Source organism: Streptomyces sp. NPDC059816 (assembly GCF_042732055.1).
Classification (GTDB): Bacteria; Actinomycetota; Actinomycetes; order Streptomycetales; family Streptomycetaceae; genus Streptomyces.
Window position 1 is genome coordinate 1 of the sequence record NZ_JBHWIQ010000036.1, and the last position, 18,384, is coordinate 18,384.

Here is an 18,384-nt window from a genome sequence, read left to right on the forward strand (position 1 = left end):
TCGGCGACGTACAACATTCCGTTGGTGTTGCGTTTGGTGGGTGAGTTGGATGTGTCGGCGATGGAGGCGGCTCTCAATGATGTGATCGCCCGGCATGAGCCGTTGCGGACGGTGTTCCCCGACCTCGACGGTGAGCCGTACCAGCACGTCCTCACCCCCACCGAAGCCCACCTCACCCTCCCGGTCGAACCGGTGACGGAGAACGAGATGGCTTCCCGGCTGGCAGCATGTGTTCAGCACGGTTTCGAGCTGGACAGCGAAATCCCGCTGACTGCGCAGCTGTTGACATCGGGACCGAGGGAAGCCGTCCTGGTACTCGTGATGCACCACATAGCCGCCGACGGCTGGTCGATGACTCCTCTCGCGGCCGATCTAGCTGCCGCGTACGCGGCCCGGCGCGGCGGCGAGGGGCCGGAGTGGGCCCCGCTGCCGGTCCAGTACGCCGACTACAGCGTCTGGCAGCACGAACTGCTCGGCGAGGACACCGACCCCGACAGCTTGCTTCGCCGTCAAGCCGCGTACTGGACCGATCACTTGAGCGGCCTGCCCGACGTCGTCTCCCTGCCCACCGACCGGCCGCGAACGGCGACCCCTTCCTACCGCAGCGACACCGTGAGCTTCGCGGTCGACGCCTCGACGCATGCCGCGTTGCGGGAGCTCGCCCGTGCGTCGGATGCGACGCTGTTCATGGTCCTGCACGCGGGCCTGGCGGCGCTGCTCTCGCGGGTGGGCGCGGGGCACGACATCGCGGTGGGCTCGCCCATCGCCGGCCGCACCGACGAGGGCCTGGACGACCTGGTGGGCTTCTTCGTCAACACCCTGGTCATACGCGCTGACGTGACGTCGGACCCCACGTTCGGTGAACTCCTGACACAGGTCCGTGAGACGAGTCTCGCTGCCTACAGCCACCAGGACATCCCCTTCGAGTACCTGGTGGAGCGGCTCAACCCCCAGCGTTCGCCCGACCATCACCCGCTCGTCCAGATCATGCTGGCACTCCAGAACAACACTGACCTGGCCTTCGCACTCCCGGGCCTCCGATCCGAGTTCGTGGACCCGGGCCTGTCCGGTTCACAGTTCGACCTCACCATCAACATGGGTGAGACGTTCGACGAAGACGGTCGCCCCGCTGGTATGTCCGGGCTGATCGAGTTTGCGACGGATCTGTATGACCGGGACTCTGTGGACTTGTTCGGGGCTCGGTTGGTACGCGTGTTGTCCGGTGCGGTTGCGGAGACCGGCTCGCGGGTGGGTGAGCTGGAGGTCCTGGGTGTGGGTGAGCGGGAGCGGTTGTTGGGTTGGTCGGCGTCTGGTGTTGCGCCTGTGTTGAGTACGTTGCCGGAGTTGTTTGTGGGGCGGGTGCGGGAGTGCCCGGATGCGGTGGCGGTGGTGTGTGGGGGAGAGGAATGGTCGTATGGGGAGTTGGGTGTGCGGGCGAATCGGTTGGCTCGTTGGTTGATCGATGGTGGTGTGGGTCCTGGTGGTGTGGTGGCGGTTGCGGTGCCGGCGGGTGTGGAGCAGTTGGTTGCGGTGTTGGGTGTGGTGTTGGCGGGTGCTGCGTATGTGCCGGTGGATGTGGAGTATCCGGGGGCGCGGATCGGTTGGTTGTTGGAGGACGCGCGGCCGAGTCTGGTGCTGAGTACGGGTATCGCTGCGGGGAGTTTGCCTGAGGGTCTGCCCGTGGACGTTGTCCTGCTGGACGAGGTCGACACGGATCGACTGTCTGGTGTGGAGGTCACTGATGCCGATCGGGTGGTGCCGTTGTTGCCTTCGCATGTGGCGTATGTGATTTATACGTCTGGTTCGACGGGTCGTCCGAAGGGTGTGGCAGTCACTCACGCTGGTGTGGCGGGGTTTGCTGTGGGTTTGGTGGAGCGGATGGGTATCGGCGCTGGTGGTCGTGTGTTGCGTACGGCGTCGTTGAGTTTTGATGCGTCGGTGTTGGAGTTGGTGTTGGCGTGGGGTTCGGGTGCGGCGTTGGTGGTGCCGGAGGGTTCTGGTTTGGCGGGTGAGGAGTTGGAGGCGGCGCTGTCTGTGGGTGGGGTGTCGCATGCGTTTTTGCCGCCGTCGGTGGTGGCGACGTTGCCTGAGGGTGCGTGGGAGCGGTTGGAGGACTTGGTGGGTTTGGGGGTGGGTGCGGAGGCGTGCCCGCCGGAGTTGGTGGCCCGCTGGGGTTCTGGTCGTCGGTTGGTGAATGCGTATGGTCCGACGGAGATCACGGTGGCTGCGGCGATCAGTGATCCGTTGGTGGTGGGTGGGGGTGTTCCGATTGGGCGGGCGGTGCCGGGGGCGGGGCTGTTCGTGCTGGATGAGCGTCTCGGGCTTGTTCCGGCTGGTGTGTCGGGGGAGTTGTATGTGTCCGGGCCCGGTTTGGCGCGTGGGTACGCGGGCCGACCGGGTCTGACCGCTGATCGTTTCGTGGCCAACCCGTTCGGTGGTCCCGGTGAGCGGATGTATCGGACGGGCGATCTGGTGCGTTGGGATGTGGATGGTCAGCTTCGGTTTGTGGGGCGTGCTGATGATCAGGTGAAGATTCGTGGGTTCCGTATTGAGCCGGGTGAGGTGCAGGCGGCGTTGGAGGCGGAGCCGGGTGTGTCCCAGGCTCTGGTGGTCGCCCGCCCGCACCACGACGACACCCGACTCGTCGCCTACGTCGTCCCCGCGGACCGTCTCGGCCGCTCCCTCGGCGCCCTGCGCGAGTCGTTGAGCCGTGACCTGCCCAGGTACATGGTGCCGTCGGCCATCGTCGCGCTGGACGAGTTCCCGCTGACCGTGAGCGGGAAGATCGACCGGAGCGCGCTGCCTGCGCCGGAGTACGAGGCCGGCACGTCCCGTGCACCGCGCACCCAGACCGAAGAGGTCCTGTGTGAGCTGTTCGCCGGGGTGCTGGGTGTTCCGGTGGTGGGTGTGGACGATGACTTCTTCGATTTGGGTGGGCATTCGTTGTTGGCGACTCGGTTGGTGAGTCGGGTGCGTGCGGTGTTGGGGGTGGAGTTGTCGTTGCGGGCGTTGTTCGATGCGCCGACGGTGGCGGGGCTTGCGGGTGGGTTGTCGGATGTGGGTGCGCGTCCGGTGTTGGAGCGGCGGGTGCGGCCCGAGGTGTTGCCGTTGTCGTTCGCGCAGCGCAGGTTGTGGTTCCTGTACAAGTTCGAGGGCGCGTCGGCGACGTACAACATGCCGCTCGTGCTCAAGCTCACCGGGAAGCTGGACATCGGGGCTCTGGAGGCCGCGCTCAACGACGTGATCGCGCGGCACGAGCCGCTGCGGACCGTCTTCCCCGACATCGATGGACGGCCCCACCAGCGGGTGCTCGGTCCGGAGCAGGCGCGGATCGGCGTCGAGGTGGCGGAGATCGGCGAGGAGCAGGTGCCCGAGCGGGTGTCCCGGATCGTGCGGCACGGGTTCGAACTGGACCGGGAGATCCCGGTCCGGGCCGGGCTGCTGGTCACCGGGCCCGATGCGTCCGTGCTGGTCGTGGTCATCCACCACATCGCGGCCGACGGCTGGTCGATGGGGCCGCTGACGCGCGACCTGGTCGCCGCGTACACCGCGCGCCGGGACGGGGCACGACCCGAGTGGACCCCGCTCCCGTTGCAGTACGCGGACTTCACCCTCTGGCAGCACGAGCTGCTCGGGGACGACTCCGACCCGGACAGCCTCTTCGTGCGGCAGGCCGCGTACTGGGCGGACCAACTGGCCGGGCTGCCGGAACAGGCCACGCTGCCGCCCGACCGGCCCCGCCCCGCGCTTCCGTCCTACCGCGGCGACGTCACGCAGTTCCGGATGGACGCCGCGACCCATGCCGGACTGAGGGCGCTGGCCCGTGCCGCGGACTCGACGCTGTTCATGGTCCTCCAAGCGGGCCTGGCTGCGCTGCTGTCGAGGCTGGGCGCCGGGGACGACGTGCCCGTGGGCTCGCCCATAGCCGGCCGCGGCGACGAGAACTTGGACGACCTGGTCGGGTTCTTCGTCAGCACCCTGGTGCTGCGCACGGACACCTCCGGGGACCCGACCTTCGCCGAGCTGTTGGCCCGGGTGCGCGAGACCTGCCTGGCCGCGTACACCCATCAGGACCTGCCGTTCGAGTACCTGGTGGAGAAGGTCAACCCGCAGCGTTCCACCGCCCACCACCCGCTGTTCCAGGTCGTGCTGGTCCTCCAGAACGACGACGGCGCACGCTTCGACCTGCCGGGGCTCCAGGTGGGGGCCGAGAAGGCGGGCGCGGGGTCGGCCAAGTTCGACGTCTTCGTCAGCGTCACCGAGACCTTCGACGCAGCGGGCGAGCCGGCCGGCCTCACCGGCCTCGTCGAGTACGCCACCGACCTGTACGACGCGGCGACCATCGACGCCTTCACCGCGCGCTGGACGCGACTGCTCGACTCGGCGATCGGCGACCCCCGCCGGCCGGTCAGGTCGCTGGACGTCCTGGCACCGCACGAGCGCGGGACGCTGCTCGAATGGTCCGGAGCCGACCGTGCCGACCTGCCCCCGGTGACCCTGCCGGAACTCTTCCGGGCGGCGGTCGAACGCTCACCGGGCGCCGTGGCGACGATCGCGGGCCGCGACGAGACGTCGTACAACGAGCTGTCGTACGCCGAACTGGACCGTCGCTCGAACCGCGTCGCGCACCACCTGCTGGGTCTCGGGGTCGGCCCCGGCCGGCGGGTGGCACTGCGGATGCGGCGCGGCCCGGAGCTCGTCGTCAGCATCCTCGGTGTGGTGAAGACCGGCGCCGCGTACGTCCCGGTCGACCCGGACTATCCGGCCGAGCGGATCGCGTACATGCTCGCCGACGCGGATCCCGCCGTCGTCCTCGACGACGCCTGGACGGCGGAGGTGGACCGGGAGGCGCTGCCCGACACCGACCCGGGCGTGCCGGTCGATCCCGCGCACACCGCGTACGTCATCTACACGTCCGGGTCCACCGGGCGGCCCAAGGGCGTCGAGGTCACCCACGCCGGGTTCGCCAACCTCGCGCGTGCGCAACTGGACGCGTTCGCGCTCACCCCGGACAGCCGGGTGTTGCAGTTCGCCTCGCCCAGCTTCGACGTGTCGGTGTGGGAGCTGGTGATGGCCTTCGCTTCGGGCGCGGCCCTCGTGGCGGCCTCCGCCGACGCGCTGGCCGGCGACGCACTGGCACAGACGCTCAGCGGGCGGCGGGTGACCCATGTGACGCTGCCCCCCTCGGTGCTGGCGACTCTCGACGCGCGGGGGCCGGACGTGCCCTTCCCCGACCTCGGGGTCCTCCTGGTGGCCGGCGAGGCGTGTTCGCCCGATCTCACGGAACGCTGGGCACCGGGCCGCCGCATGATCAACGCCTACGGGCCCACCGAGTCCACCGTCGGCGCGGCCATGAGCACCCCCCTGACCGGTCGCGAAAGCGGGGTCGTACCCATGGGGCGGCCGTTGTTCGGACTGTCCGGATACGTCCTGGACGGTGGACTCCAACTGGTGCCGCAGGGGGTCGTCGGCGAGTTGTACGTGGCCGGGGCCGGCCTGGCCCGTGGCTACCTGGGCCGACCGGGGCTCACCGCCGAACGGTTCGTGGCCAACCCGCTGGGCGGACCGGGGGAGCGGATGTACCGCACCGGTGACGTCGTGCGGTGGAACGCCGACGGTCAGCTGGAGTACCTCGGTCGTGCCGACGACCAGGTGAAGATCCGCGGCTTCCGGGTCGAACCCGGTGAGATCCAGGCCGAGTTGCTGCGCCTGCCCGGCCTCGTCCAGGCATTCGTGACCGTCCACCGGCACGGCGGGACGGACCCGCGGCTGGTGGCGTACGTGGTCCCCGAGGACCCGGGCGGCTTCTCCGCGGCCGGTGTGCGCGAGGCCCTGCGCGAGCGGCTTCCCGGCTACATGGTCCCCTCGGCGGTGACGATCCTGCCGGAACTGCCGCTCAGCCCCAACGGCAAGGTGGACCGCAAGGCGCTGCCCGCTCCCGACTACGGCGGCCGGGCCGGGCGCCCGCCGCGTACCCCGCGGGAAGAGGTGCTGTGCACCCTCTACGCCGAAGTGCTGGGCCTGCCCGGGGTGAGCGTGGACGACGGCTTCTTCGACCTCGGCGGGCACTCCCTGCTGGCGACCGAGCTGATCAGCCGGATCCAGGCGGTCCTCGGCGTGGAACTTCCCCTGCGCGTCCTCTTCGAGGCGCCGACCGTCGCCGCACTCGCTCCGCGTCTAGACGAGGACGCCGACGCAGGGTCCGGCGCGGACGGGGGCGGCACCGCGCATTCCAGCGCGTTCGAGGTGCTCCTGCCGCTGCGCACCAAGGGCGACCAGGCGCCGCTGTTCTGTCTGCACTCGGGCGGCGGGATGTGCTGGAACTACGCGAGCCTGCTGCCGCACATCGACGCGGACATCCCCCTCTTCGGGCTCCAGGCGCGCGGGTTGTCCGAGCCCGGGAACCTGCCGGGGTCGGTGGAGGAGGTGGCCGACGACTGCATCGAGGCGATGCTCCGGGTGCAGCCTCAAGGGCCGTACCGGCTCATGGGGCACTCCTTCGGAGGCATCGTCGCCCACGCCGTGGCGGCTCGGCTCGCCGAACGGGGTCAACGGGTCGAGCTGATGGTCTGCCTCGACGCGAAGCCCGCCGCGCAGGAGGACATCCCCGAGCACGCGCACGAGGAGTACTACCGGGGCATCCTCGAACTGCTGGGGGTGAGCACCGTCGAAGTCCCCACGGAGGAGATGACGTTCGAGGAGTTCGCGGCGGTGGCGCGGACGACGAACACCGTGCTGGGAAGCATCGAGGAGAGCGAGTTCCTCACCATCATGCGGGTGATGGAGAACAACATCGACATCACCGGACGCTACCGGCACCGGCGGGTCGCGACCGAGATGATGCTGTTCGCCGCCACCCAGGAGACCGACAACGTGCTGGAGCCGGACGTCTGGCACGAGTACGTCGACGGGCCGCTGGAGTACCGGCGGATGGACTGCTCCCACGCCGGCATGCTCAAACCGGAGACGCTGCACCGCATCGGCGGAATGATCCAGGACCGCCTGCGGCGCGGAACGGACGGTTCCTAGGCGAGGACGGGGAGCTTCGGCCGGTGGGTTGTATCTTGGCTCCGTGGACTACCTGGGTGAACTTCGGCGTGAACTCGATGCGTTCGGCGCCGTGCTGGATGGTGATCTGTCGGCTCCGGTCGAGCACTGCGGCGGTTGGAAGCTGGTGGATCTGGCCGTGCACATGGGAGCGGGGAACCTGTGGGTCGTGGCGGCGGTGCGGGAGGGGCGCGGCGATGGCTACGACGAGGGTGTCGCTCCCCGTGACCGGGCCGGTCTGAAGGCCTGGTACGCCGAGTCGGCGGACGCGCTGGTGCAGGCCCTGTCGGTTGATCCCTCGACCGGGGCGTGGACGTTCCACCCGCCGCACACGGTCGGGTTCTGGCGTCGGCGCCGCAGCCAGGAGACGCTGATGCACCGATGGGACGCCGAGCACGCGCTCGGCTCGCCGACGCCGATGGACGCGGCGCTCGCCGCCGACGGGATCGCCGAGGTCTTCGACACCATGGCGCCCCGCCTGATCTCCGGGGGAGCCGCCACCTATCCCGAGCGCGCCGTGCGGATCACCGCCACCGACACGGGCAGCTGCTTGACTTACGGGACCGGTGAGCCGATCGCGGAGGTCTCGGGCACCGCCGAGGACCTGCTACTGATGTTGTGGGGGCGCAAGCCGCGGGACACGGGATCGGTGACCTGGGGTGGGGACCGTGAGGCGGGGTTGCGTGTGTTGGCCGGGCCGCTGGTCCCCTGACGCGAAATCAGGCGACCATCGCGCTGGCAGCAACAACACCGCCCACGTTCCGACACGTGCAGCCGTGCGAGCGTTCCGGGCCCTCCGGTGCCGCACGGTGCAGTGCAGCAACCGGGAGGCACGTCACGACGGGTCACGACAGGGCGGACGCTCCCTGATGCGGAACTAGCCGGCGCGCAGCCGGACGCGGTCCGGGGTGAGGTCCTTGACCGAGGTGGCGCCCAGCAACTGCATGGTCTGCTTGACCTCCGCCGAGAGGATGTCCAGCACCCGGCGCACGCCCGCCTCGCCGCCCGCCATCAAGCCGTAGAGATAGGCGCGGCCGACGAGGACCGCCGTGGCCCCCATGCAGACCGCCGCCACGGCGTCCGCGCCGGAGCGCACCCCGCCGTCGAGATAGACCTCCGCGGCGCCGTCCACCGCGCTGACCACTGCGGGGAGCTCCTCCAGCGGCACTGGCGAACGGTCCAGTTGACGCCCGCCGTGATTGCTGACGACCACGGCGTCCACTCCGAGGCCGACGATCACCCGTGCGTCCTCGGCCGTCTGGACGCCCTTGACGATGAGCTTGCCCGGCCAGACCTCCCGCAGCCACGCCACGTCGTCGGCGGTCGCCGCCGGGTCGAACATCAGGTTGCCGAGGTCCGCGGCGGTGCCCTGCCACTGGGTGAGGGAGGCGAACTCCAGGGGTGGGGTGGTCAGCAGGTTCAGCCACCACCACGGCCGCAACGCCCCGTCCAGTAAGGTGCGCGCGGTCAGCGCCGGCGGGATCGTCATGCCGTTGCGCACGTCCCGCAGCCGGGATCCCGCGACCGGCGTGTCCACGGTCAGCATCAGCGCCTCGTACCCGGCTTCCGCGGCGCCGCACACCAGGTCCAGGCTGCGGGCCCGGTCCCGCCACAGGTACAGCTGGAACCAGCGGCGTACGCCGGGCACGGCGGCGGCCAGCGTCCCGGCCGCCGTGGTGCCCATCGTGGACAGCGTGTACGGCACCCCGTGGGCGGCGGACGCCCGGGCCACGGCCACTTCGCCCTCGTGGTGCATCATCCGGGTGAAGCCGGTCGGGGCGAGCGCGAGGGGGAGGGCGGACACCTCGCCGAGCAGGGTCGCCGAGGTGTCGACCGCCGAGACGTCCCGCAGCACGGTGGGCCGGAACTCGATCCGGTGGAAGGCGGACCGGTTGCGGGCCAGCGAGAGTTCCTCGCCCGCGCCCCCGTCCGTGTAGTCGAAGACGGCTCGGGGGGCGCGCCGGCGGGCGGCGGCACGCAGGTCCGCCACATCGGCGGCGGCGGCGAGCCGTCGCCGGGCCCCGCCGGGCCGGGGCCGCCGCGGTCGCAGCAGAGGCGCAAGTTCGGCCGGGCGCGGGAACCGGCGCCGGCGGCCGTTGCCCACCGGTGGTGACGGGAAGCCGTCCAAGGCCCCTCCTCGTGCTCAGGGTCCCCGCGACCGGCCACGGGCTGTGCCCGGCAGGACCCGGGGGCCGTCCTGCCAGGTCACGGGCACTGTACGGCCGAGGTGGGGCGCGCGACGACAAGTGTTCGGCTGCGCAAGCCCGTTGGAGTCGTCCTGCCCCGCCGCGCTGGCCTGCGGTGCGCGGGCGGCGCTCCGTTCAACTGCGCACGACTGCCGTGCGCGCGGTGGCCGGTCCGCAGCGGATCGGCCACCGGGACGACGTCAGGGTCGGGCGCCGGGCCCGAAGCCCGTCCAGCGCAGGTCCGCGGGGAGATGGCTCATGTCGTTGTAGACCACCAGCGCCGGGGCCGCGCCGGTGTAGTACTCGATGGCCGTCACTGCCGTGTTCCCGCAGCTCATCCCCAGCCACCGCTCGGGTGGGGCGCCGAGGGCGTGCCGCAAGAGCCAGGCCACCTGGTAGGCGTGGGTGACCAGGACCTCGTGCGTCTCGGTGTCGGCGGGGCGGGCGAACCGGTCGGTCAGCGCGTCCGCGAGGCGTTCCCCCCTGGCCGCTTCGACGGGGTCGTAGCCGTCGAAGACCCCGGCCCATGCCGCCGGGGGCTCCTTCGGCACGTGCGGGATGTGGTCGGTCAGTTCGGCCGCCTCCCGCACGGGGACCCCGTCCATACGTTCGCCGATGAGCTGGGCGGAGTGCACCGCCCGGGGCAGCGGCGAGTGCCACACCGTGTCGATCGGCAGGCGTGCCAGGCGCTCCGCCAGCAACTCGGTCTGGCGACGCCCGACTTCGGTGAGCCTCCCGAAGGTGTCCGCCGCGCCGTGCCTGACCATGAACAGACGCCGAGTCGCCATGTCAGCCCTTCCCCGGGGAGATGAGTGCAGAGATGCTCAGACCATCCGGATGGTACCAACATATAGACGTCTGGCGAGCCGGGCGGAACGCGGGTCGGAACGCGGTCTGGTACGGGGGTGGTTGCGGCGACTCCGCGTGGTCACGGCCCGGCGGCCCGTGGGAAGCCCCCGGGTGCAGGAGCGAGCTCGCCCAGGCCGTCTACTTTGCGGACGCGTCCTTGATGAGGTCGATCTGGTGCGTGGCCACGTGGTGCACGTTCCCGGTCGTGGTGTCCACGGCTCGTACGTGAGCGACGACGCTGCCGAGGCGCATGACGACATGGGTGGTGCTGGTGCCCTTGAACGCCTCGGTCTCGTCCGCGCCGGACACGATCTCGACCTGCTCGGGCGCCGTGACGGAGGCACGCGCCGTGGCCGCCAGGCTCTTCCGCACGGTGCTCGCCGCCTGCGGGGAATCGAAGGAGTAGAGGGTGAACTCGATGTGGCCCTCGTCCGTGGATCCCTCGGCTCCGAGTTCCTTCTTGCCGCCGGCCACCAGTCCGTCGCAGGACGCGCCGCTGCTCTCGGTGCAGTTCTGGCGTGCCTCCTGCCCCTTGACCGTGATCGGGGCGTCCCCGACGAGGGCGTCACCCAGGGTGTAGTCGGCGGGGAGTGCCGACCGCACCTGAGCGGCCGAGAGCGAGATGAACGGTTTTTCCTTCGTGGCCCTTCCGCTCGCAGTGGGTGCGTCGCTGGGCTTCCCGGTCGTTGCCTCTTCGCCGCCCCCGCAGCCGGTCAGCGTGGCTACCAGTGCTGCACCGAGCAGCATTCCCCGTATCGCGGCCTGCACCCGAACTCCCCCCACACGCAAACTGCTTGACGGCGCCTACTAAACCATCGTCGGTTGGGGTCTTCACAATTCGCGCCCTCGACGGCGGGTGTCGGAGTCAGCGCGTCCACCCGGTTTCGCCGTCTGGGCCGGTTCCGGCTCCTTCGGGCGTGCCCCCGTGGAGGGTGATGACATCCGTGGGGTCCCAGATGTCGGTGTGGCGATGGGTGACCGCGATGATGGTGCCGGGCAGTTGTCGTAGCGTCTGCACGACGTGGTGTTCCGTTGTCGTGTCGAGCGCTGCTGTTGCTTCGTCGAGGATGAGGACCGGTGCGTTCTTGAGGAGTGCGCGCGCGAGGGCGATGCGTTGGCGTTCTCCGCCGGAGAGTGCGTTTCCGTGGTGGCCGACGTGCTGGTGGATGCCGTCGGGGGACCGGGCGATGACGGTGTCCAGGTGGGCCTTCCGAGCGGCTTCGAGGACGTGGTCGTCGGTGGCCGCGGGGTCGCCGAGTCGGATGTTCTCGGCGATGGTGCCGTCGAACACGACGGGCTCTTGGGGGACGTAGGCGATGTGCGGGGCGAGGTCTTCGTAGCGCAGGTCCGTCAGGGCGGCTCCGCCCAGTGTCACGCTCCCCTTCTCGGGGTCGTCGAAGCGCATGAGCAGGTTGAGCAGGGTGCTCTTGCCGCTTCCTGTCGGGCCGGTGACGAGCACCCGCGCCCCTTCGGGGATGACGGCGCGGACGTCGCGGAGCACGGGCGGGTGCGTGATGCCCGCGAGTTCCAGTGCGTGGCCGTCGCGCGGGGCGCTCCGTGAGGGTTCCGGCAGGGCCGGCGCGGTGGCTGCGGTGCGGTACTGCCGGACCGTGGTGCGCAGGTCGTTCACCGTCAGCCCGGCGAGAGCGAGCGCGTCCAGGGGTGCCGCGGCCCGCCCGGTCAGGATCAGGAGCGCGAGCGCCGATGCGGGATCGTCGATTCCCGTGACCGCGAGGAGCACGACGACGCCGCCGAGCGGAAGGACGCCGGCGAGGTGGGAGACGAGGGCCGCCGGTGCGGAGGCGTTGTTGGTGCGCGCGAGTGCGGCTTGCTGGGCCTGCCAGGTGGCCGCGAGGCGTGCGACGGCCCGATCGGAGCCGGCGGCCGTCCGCAGCAGTTCGAGGTGGTCGACGAACTCCAACGAGGCCGCGGCGGCAGCCTGCTCGGCGTCGCCCCGGCCGGCGTCCGCACGGGCCAGGGCCCGCTGGGCGAGGCTCTGTGCGAGGAAGGCGAGGGCCAGCAGCACGCCCACGAACAGCATCGCGGACGGCCCGCTGACGATCCCGATGCCGACGAGCAACAGAAGGGGGATCAGCGGCGACAGGACGAAGGTCTGCAACTGGTGGGTGGGCACGCTCATCAGCGTCGGGATGGCGCGGCCGGCGACGGTCCCGATCAGCGCGCGGTTGCTCTCCGTGAACCAGGACAGCTTGGCGCGCGCGAACGCGGTACCGAGCGCGTCGTAGAGGTCGCCGGCGAGTCGGGCGCCGGTGAGGTAGCCGCTGCGAGAGACCAGTACGGTCGTCGCGACGGCCACTCCCGCCGCGCCGAGCACCAGTGGGGGCGGCTCCCCGTTCGCGAGGGCCCGGGCGAGTGCCGTGTACGCGGACGCCTCCGCAACGGCGACGAGCACCCAGCCGAACGAGATCAGGATCAGTCGCCGCTTCGCTGCGGCGGGAAGCGCCTGCGGCGCGGGCGTGGTCATCGTCGTCCTCCGGTCCTCGTGAGGTGCCCCTCGGCGAGCGTGAGCTGTTCGTCGGCGGTCGCGGCGAGCTGAAGATCGTGCGTGACGATGATCAGCGTCTTCCCCGTGTCGGCGAGGAGGCGCAGTTCCGACATGACCCGGGCGGCCGTCCGCTCGTCGAGTGCGCTGGTCGGTTCGTCCAGGAGGATCACGGGCGCTTCGGTGAGGAAGGCCCGTGCCAGTGCGACGCGTTGTCGCTCGCCGCCGGAGAGGTTCGTCGTGCCGGTCTCCGGCGGGACGTCGAGCTGCGCCCGCCGGAGCCCCTCGGTGAGGTCCCCGTCCTCGGCGTCCGGGGCGGAGAGGCGAAGGGTGTCGCGCACCGTCCCGGGCAGCACGTCACCGCCCTGCGGAACGAGGAGCACCGGTCCACCGGAGGGCTGCGCGGTCGAGTCGGGCGGCAGGACGACGTGCCCTGCCATCGCTGATTCGAGTCCGGCGACGACACGCAGGAGCGTCGTCTTGCCGCATCCGCTGAGTCCGGTGACGGCGGTGATCGTCGCCGGCTCGAACGTGTGGGTCACCTCGTCGACGAGGACGCGTTCCGCGTTCCCGACCGTGAGGCCGACCAGGCCGGTGCTCGTGGTGGTACCCGCTGCGCCGGCTCGCTGTGAGGCGGGCCTGACGAGGGGTTCCCGGAACACCTCGGCGATGCGGTCCGCGGCGGCGCGGGCCGCGCGGACGTAGTCGAGACCGTGGCCGAGGCGCAGCGCCGGGGTGACGGTGGCCAGGCCGAACAGCAGCATCGCGGCGAGCGTTCCGGCTTCCTGTTCGTGGCCGACGGCGTAGGCGATCGCATAGGTCGCGGCTGCTTGGAGCATCGCTCCCGCGACGGCGGCGAGCGTCGCCACGCGTCCCACCCAGCGGACCATGCCGGTGGTGAAGCCACGGGTCGCCGCCGCGTAGCGGGCCGCGGCGCCGCCCCGGTCTCCGTAGACGCGGCTGATGCGGATTCCGCGGGCGTAGTCGTCGACCGCGGTGACGATGTCGCTCATCACCCGGACGCTTTCGGCTCCGTGGCGTGCGGATGTCCGCGGAACGACGAGCAGGTAGTAGCAGGCGGCGAGCAGCCCGGGGACGAGGGCGAGCAACCCGGCCGGCCCCGCGACGGAGAGGAGGGCGGCCGTACTGGCCAGGGGCACGACGGCGAGCGTCGCGAGCTCGGCCGGCAGGTGGGCGACGGCGTGGTGCAGCGCCGCGATGTCGTCGGAGACCAGTCGGCGCAGTGCGTCGCTGCCGCGCCGGGCGAGTGCGCTCGTCGGCATCCGGGCCAGGTGCCCTGCCACGTCGTGTCGCAGACGTCGTGCGAAGCGCGCTTCGCCGTGGTGCGCCGTCCACGAGGACACGGCGCAGAGCAGGCCGCTGACGGCCCATGCGGTGCAGGCCCACACCGCGTGCGCGGGCGTCGGGTCGGTGAGGAGCCGGGTCGCGAACCAGAGCGCGCCGAGACCGCAGAGCCCGGCCACCGCTGCGGTGAGCGAAGCGAAGCCGAGCATCGGGAGGCTGGGCAGCAGCGCCCGCGCGAGGGGCGAACGCCGTACCGACGGCGAGGGCGACGCGGGTTCAGAGGTCATCGACGCTCTCCCGTCGGGTCGTGCGGTCGCGTCCGATCGGTACGACCTGGGGGGTGCCGGCGACGGGATCGGCGACGACGAGGCAGCGCAGCCCGAAGACGTCCTCGACCAGGTCCGTGGTGACGACGTCGGACGGTGGGCCCTCGGCGACGACGGCGCCGTCCTTCATGGCGATCATGTGTGTCGCGTACCGCGCCGCCTGGTTGAGGTCGTGGAGCACCGCGACCAGGGTGCGGCCGGCCAGATGCAGGTCGGTGAAGAGTTCGAGCAGTTCGATCTGATGGGTGAGGTCGAGGAAGGTCGTCGGCTCGTCGAGGAGGAGGATGTCCGTCTGCTGGGCGAGTGCCATCGCCACCCAGACACGCTGGCGTTGCCCGCCGGAGAGCTCGTCGACCAGGCGCGGGGACAGGTCCTCGACGCCGGTCGCGGCCATGGCTTCGGCGACGGTTCGTTGGTCGGCGTCGGTCCACTGGCGGATGAGCTTCTGGTACGGGTAGCGTCCGCGGGCGACGAGGTCGGCGACCCGGATGCCGTCGGGGGCGAGCGAGGACTGCGGGAGCAGTCCGAGCCGCCGGGCGACGTCCTTGGCCCGGTAGGCGTGGATGTCCTGTCCGTCGAGGACGATCTGTCCGTCCGAGGGCCGCAGGAGCCGGGAGAGTCCGCGCAGCAGCGTGGACTTGCCGCATGCGTTGGGGCCCACGATGACCGTGAACGATCGGTCCGGGATCGCCACGGACAGCCGGGCGTTGACCGGGTGCTTGTCGTATCCGATCGTCACGTTCTCGGCGCGGAGCCGGGAGCCGGTCGACGGGTGCACGCGCGTCTCGGTGTCGGAACGGGTCATATGCTTCGTCTCGTTTCGCGGATCAGCAGCCAGATCAGGTACAGCCCGCCGAGGCAGACGGTGATCAGGCCGACGGGCACGGGCCGGTACGCTTGCGCGATCGCCAGCGACGTCGCTTGGGCGAGGGCGAGGAGAGCGGCCCCCATGCACGCGGCGGAGGCGACCGTGACCCCCGGGGTGCGGGTCAGCCGCCGAGCGAGCTGCGGCGCGCAGAGGGCGACGAACCCGATCGGTCCGGCCGCGGCGGTCACCAGGGCGCTCGTGGCGACCCCCGTGATCAGGAGCACCGGTCGGGCGCGGGCGGCGCTGACGCCTTGGGCGAGGGCCGCGTCGTCGCCCAACTCCAACTGCCTCAGCGCCGGGGCGAGGACGGCGACGCATCCGAGGACGAGCGCACCGCCGATCAGGGCGGGGACGAGGGCCGCCCATCCCACCCGGCTCAGTGAGCCCGCTCCCCAGAAGCCGACGCTCATGGCGTCGTTGATGTCGGCCCGGGTGATGAGGTAGGAGTTGATCGAGCCGAGCATGGCCGAGACGGCGATGCCCACGATGATCAGCCGGAACCCCTGCACGCCCTTGCGGTACGCGAGCAGGTAGACCACGCCCGCGGTGAGCAGACCTCCCACGATCGCGGCCGTGGCCACCGATCCGTAGTGGTGGCCGCCGAGGAGCAGCATCGTGAGGACGACGCCGGTGTAGGAGCCGGCGTCGAAGCCGATCACGTCCGGTGATCCGAGGGGGTTGCGGGTCAGGGACTGGAAGATGGCCCCGCCGATCCCCAGCAGCGCGCCGAACAGGACCGCGCCGATCGCCATCGGCAGACGCCATTCGGTCACGATCAGCCGGTGGAAGTCGTCGCCCTGCCCGGTGAGCGCCCGTACGACCTCCACGGGGCCGAGCGGATAGTCGCCGAAGCCGAGGGAGAGCACGGCGACGCTCACCGCGAGGGCCGCGAGGGCCGTGTTGACCGCCAGGCTGCGGAAGCTGAAGCGGGTGGCGACGAGGCCGCCGATGCGGAGGCGGACGTGCCGGTAGCCGAAGTCGATCGGTCTCGGCCCCGTGGTGGAGCGGTTCACAGTCCGGCTGCCTTCCTGCGACGTACGAGGGCGATGAGCACGGGGGCGCCGATCAGGGCCGTCAGCACGCCTGCTTCGATCTCTCCGGGGCGGGCGACGACCCGCCCGATCACATCGGCGGCCAGGACGACGGTCGGCGAGGCCAGGACGGTGTAGGCGATGATCCACCGCTGGTCGGGTCCGGTGAACCAGCGCACGACGTGCGGGACCATCAGCCCGATGAACGCGATTCCGCCGGTCAGTGCCGTGGCCCCACCCGCGAGCAGCGTGACCGCGGCGATCCCGGCGACGCGGGTGCGGGTGACGCTCGCGCCCAGTGACGCGGCCTGATCGTCGCCCAGGGCGACGGCGTTCAACGCTCCGCCCAGGCAGCACGCGATCACCAGCCCGACGACGAGGAACGGGAGCACGGCGAGCGTGTCGGGGATCGAGGTGCGGTCGAGCGATCCGAGGCCCCAGTTCCTGAGGGACCGGAACGTCTCCTCGTCCATGAGCATCATGAACGTCGAGAACGCCGTCAGCACCGCGGCCAGGGCCACACCGGCGAGCACCAGCGTGACGGGTGAGGCGGAACCCCTGCCCGAGGAGCCGATCGCGTACACGACCACGGTGGCGATGACCGCGCCGAGGAAGGAGAACCACACGTAGCCGGTGACGCCCGACACTCCGAACAGGCCGACCCCGATGGTGATCGCGAACCCCGCCCCCGCGTTCACGCCCAGGATCCCCGGGTCGGCGAGCGGGTTCCGGGTGAGCGCCTGGATCAGTGCTCCGGCGACCCCGAACGCGATGCCCGAGACGATGCCGACGACGGTGCGGGGCACCCGCAGGGTCCACACGATCGACGCCGCCTCGGACCCGTCGGGGTGGAACACGTTCCGCCACACGTCCCGCAGCGGGAGCGGATTCGCACCGAAGCTCACGCTCAGTGCCAGCACGCAGGCGAGGACGAACATCATCGCCAGCAGCCCGAACACCCGCCGGGCCTGCGGGAGTCGTTCCTGGCGTTTCTTCTCCAGCAGGACGTGCGACGCGTCCGTGGTCATGGTCCTCCTCCATCAGGAGCGCGCGGGGCGCGCCAACGCTGGCGCGCCCCGTACCGGTGGGCTGTCAGAGGGCGTCGGCGAGGCGCGGGACGAGGTGTCCGGTCGCCCACTTGTTCCCGATCGGCCCGCCGCTGCTGATCGCCCACAGCAGGTCCCCACCGTCCTCGGTCTTCGGCGGGAGCTGCACGAAGTTCCCCGAGGACACGGCGCCGAGGTTCCGGAACAGGTCGCGACCGGTCAGCTCCCGCATCCCCTTGTCGTCCACGGCCGCGCTCTGACCGAGCAGCAGCACATCGGCGTCGATCTTCGACAGCAGTTCGTCGCTGACCGTGGCGTCCCGGGCGAACTCCCGTGCGCCCGGGTTCCTGGCGAAGCCGAGTTCACCCAGGAACGCCTCCGGAGCGGAATCGGGCCGCGACAGGTACTGGAGCCCGTTGGCCTCACCGTAGAAGATCGCCCAGGTCGCCGTGAGTCCTTCGAACTCCGGGTGCTTCTTGCGCAGCGCCGCGAAGTGCTTCTCGTGGTCGTCGACGACGCGCTTCGCGGCGTCGACGAGGTCGAGCGTCTCGCCGAGCACACGGATCGAGTCCTGCCAGGGGATGAGCAGTTGGGACGAGGTGTCCGGGCTGGTCACGACCGGGGCGATGCTCTTCAGCCGGTCGTAGTGGTCGGCGAGCTTCACCCCGCCGAGGCCGTCCGTCCACCCCACGGCGACGATGAGGTCCGGCTTGCTCGCGGCGATCGCTTCGACCGGCACCTCCTCGCCCATCACGAACTCGTAGGTCTTGACGTCGTCCGCACCGTGCTTGCCGAGGTACCCGCCCTCCTTGACGAAGCTGGAGCTGAGCACGGGCGTCACCCCGAGGGAGAGGAGCAGTTCCGTGTCGATCGCGTTCGGCACGACCGCCGCGATCCGTTCGGGACGCTTCTCCAACACGGTCTTGCCGAAGGGCGATTCCAGGGTCAGGGGATAGGAGGTCTTCCCCTCGGCGGCCGGCAGCCGGCTCGACGTGTCGCCGGTTGCCGTCTTCCTGGGCGATGAGGTGGACTCCGTGGACGAGCAACCGGTCAGGGTGAGGGCAGCGGCCAGCGCCGTGCCGATCAAGCCGGCGATGCTGCGGCGTCGTGTGAGGTTCATGAGTGCCGTTCTTGTGTTTCTCGGGGTGGGGACGAGCAGGGTGGGGTGTTGCCCCGACGGCCGGTGCGGCGGCGTCGGAGCGAGCGGCCGGACGGCCCTGGCC

At 70.8% G+C, this 18,384-nt stretch carries 11 protein-coding genes; 2 read left to right on the forward strand and 9 right to left on the reverse strand.

Annotation, left to right across the window (positions count from 1 at the left end):
• Nucleotides 1–15: 15 nt before the first annotated feature.
• Nucleotides 16–7,029: an amino acid adenylation domain-containing protein gene (locus ACFV88_RS32525; RefSeq protein ID WP_385495759.1), complete on the forward strand. Its 7,014-nt coding sequence runs from the start codon at nucleotides 16–18 to the stop codon at nucleotides 7,027–7,029.
• A gap of 43 nt (nucleotides 7,030–7,072) precedes the next feature.
• Complete coding sequence (locus ACFV88_RS32530) at nucleotides 7,073–7,759, forward strand: maleylpyruvate isomerase family mycothiol-dependent enzyme (RefSeq protein WP_385495710.1); 687 nt, start codon at nucleotides 7,073–7,075, stop codon at nucleotides 7,757–7,759.
• Between the two features lie 165 nt (nucleotides 7,760–7,924).
• On the opposite strand, the gene ACFV88_RS32535 is transcribed toward ACFV88_RS32530, so the two are convergent.
• The 9 genes from ACFV88_RS32535 to ACFV88_RS32575 all read right to left on the reverse strand — a co-directional run bounded on the left by ACFV88_RS32535 (nucleotide 7,925) and on the right by ACFV88_RS32575 (nucleotide 18,281).
• Nucleotides 7,925–9,175, reverse strand: coding sequence for an alpha-hydroxy acid oxidase (locus tag ACFV88_RS32535; protein ID WP_385495711.1), 1,251 nt, complete (start codon nucleotides 9,173–9,175; stop codon nucleotides 7,925–7,927).
• 258 nt (nucleotides 9,176–9,433) lie between these two features.
• On the reverse strand, nucleotides 9,434–10,021 hold the full coding sequence (locus ACFV88_RS32540; RefSeq protein WP_385495712.1) for a histidine phosphatase family protein: 588 nt from the start codon (nucleotides 10,019–10,021) through the stop codon (nucleotides 9,434–9,436).
• A gap of 199 nt (nucleotides 10,022–10,220) precedes the next feature.
• Complete coding sequence (locus ACFV88_RS32545; protein WP_385495713.1) at nucleotides 10,221–10,850, reverse strand: hypothetical protein; 630 nt, start codon at nucleotides 10,848–10,850, stop codon at nucleotides 10,221–10,223.
• Between the two features lie 97 nt (nucleotides 10,851–10,947).
• Nucleotides 10,948–12,567: an ATP-binding cassette domain-containing protein gene (locus ACFV88_RS32550; RefSeq protein WP_385495714.1), complete on the reverse strand. Its 1,620-nt coding sequence runs from the start codon at nucleotides 12,565–12,567 to the stop codon at nucleotides 10,948–10,950.
• The gene (locus tag ACFV88_RS32555) at nucleotides 12,564–14,177 is read right to left on the reverse strand and encodes an ATP-binding cassette domain-containing protein (RefSeq protein ID WP_385495715.1); all 1,614 of its coding nucleotides are present in this window, start codon (nucleotides 14,175–14,177) and stop codon (nucleotides 12,564–12,566) included. Before ACFV88_RS32555 ends, ACFV88_RS32550 begins: the two co-directional genes overlap by 4 nt.
• The gene (locus ACFV88_RS32560) at nucleotides 14,167–15,021 is read right to left on the reverse strand and encodes an ABC transporter ATP-binding protein (protein WP_385495716.1); all 855 of its coding nucleotides are present in this window, start codon (nucleotides 15,019–15,021) and stop codon (nucleotides 14,167–14,169) included. The genes ACFV88_RS32555 and ACFV88_RS32560 overlap by 11 nt, the downstream gene beginning before the upstream one ends.
• On the reverse strand, nucleotides 15,018–16,097 hold the full coding sequence (locus ACFV88_RS32565; RefSeq protein ID WP_385495717.1) for a FecCD family ABC transporter permease: 1,080 nt from the start codon (nucleotides 16,095–16,097) through the stop codon (nucleotides 15,018–15,020). Before ACFV88_RS32565 ends, ACFV88_RS32560 begins: the two co-directional genes overlap by 4 nt.
• Nucleotides 16,094–17,143 (reverse strand): FecCD family ABC transporter permease, encoded by a 1,050-nt coding sequence (locus tag ACFV88_RS32570; protein WP_385495718.1) that lies wholly within the window; start codon nucleotides 17,141–17,143, stop codon nucleotides 16,094–16,096. Before ACFV88_RS32570 ends, ACFV88_RS32565 begins: the two co-directional genes overlap by 4 nt.
• A 64-nt stretch (nucleotides 17,144–17,207) precedes the next feature.
• Entirely contained in the window at nucleotides 17,208–18,281 is a 1,074-nt protein-coding gene (locus tag ACFV88_RS32575) for an ABC transporter substrate-binding protein (RefSeq protein WP_385495719.1), read from the reverse strand.
• Between the last annotated feature and the right edge of the window lie 103 nt (nucleotides 18,282–18,384).

Coding starts and splice junctions, on each gene's coding strand:
- ACFV88_RS32540 (WP_385495712.1), bottom strand. CDS start 10,021: ATGGCGACTCGGCGTCTGTTCATGGTCAGGCACGGCGCGGCGGACACC.
- ACFV88_RS32550 (WP_385495714.1), bottom strand. CDS start 12,567: ATGACCACGCCCGCGCCGCAGGCGCTTCCCGCCGCAGCGAAGCGGCGA.
- ACFV88_RS32555 (WP_385495715.1), bottom strand. CDS start 14,177: ATGACCTCTGAACCCGCGTCGCCCTCGCCGTCGGTACGGCGTTCGCCC.
- ACFV88_RS32560 (WP_385495716.1), bottom strand. CDS start 15,021: ATGACCCGTTCCGACACCGAGACGCGCGTGCACCCGTCGACCGGCTCC.
- ACFV88_RS32570 (WP_385495718.1), bottom strand. CDS start 17,143: ATGACCACGGACGCGTCGCACGTCCTGCTGGAGAAGAAACGCCAGGAA.
- ACFV88_RS32575 (WP_385495719.1), bottom strand. CDS start 18,281: ATGAACCTCACACGACGCCGCAGCATCGCCGGCTTGATCGGCACGGCG.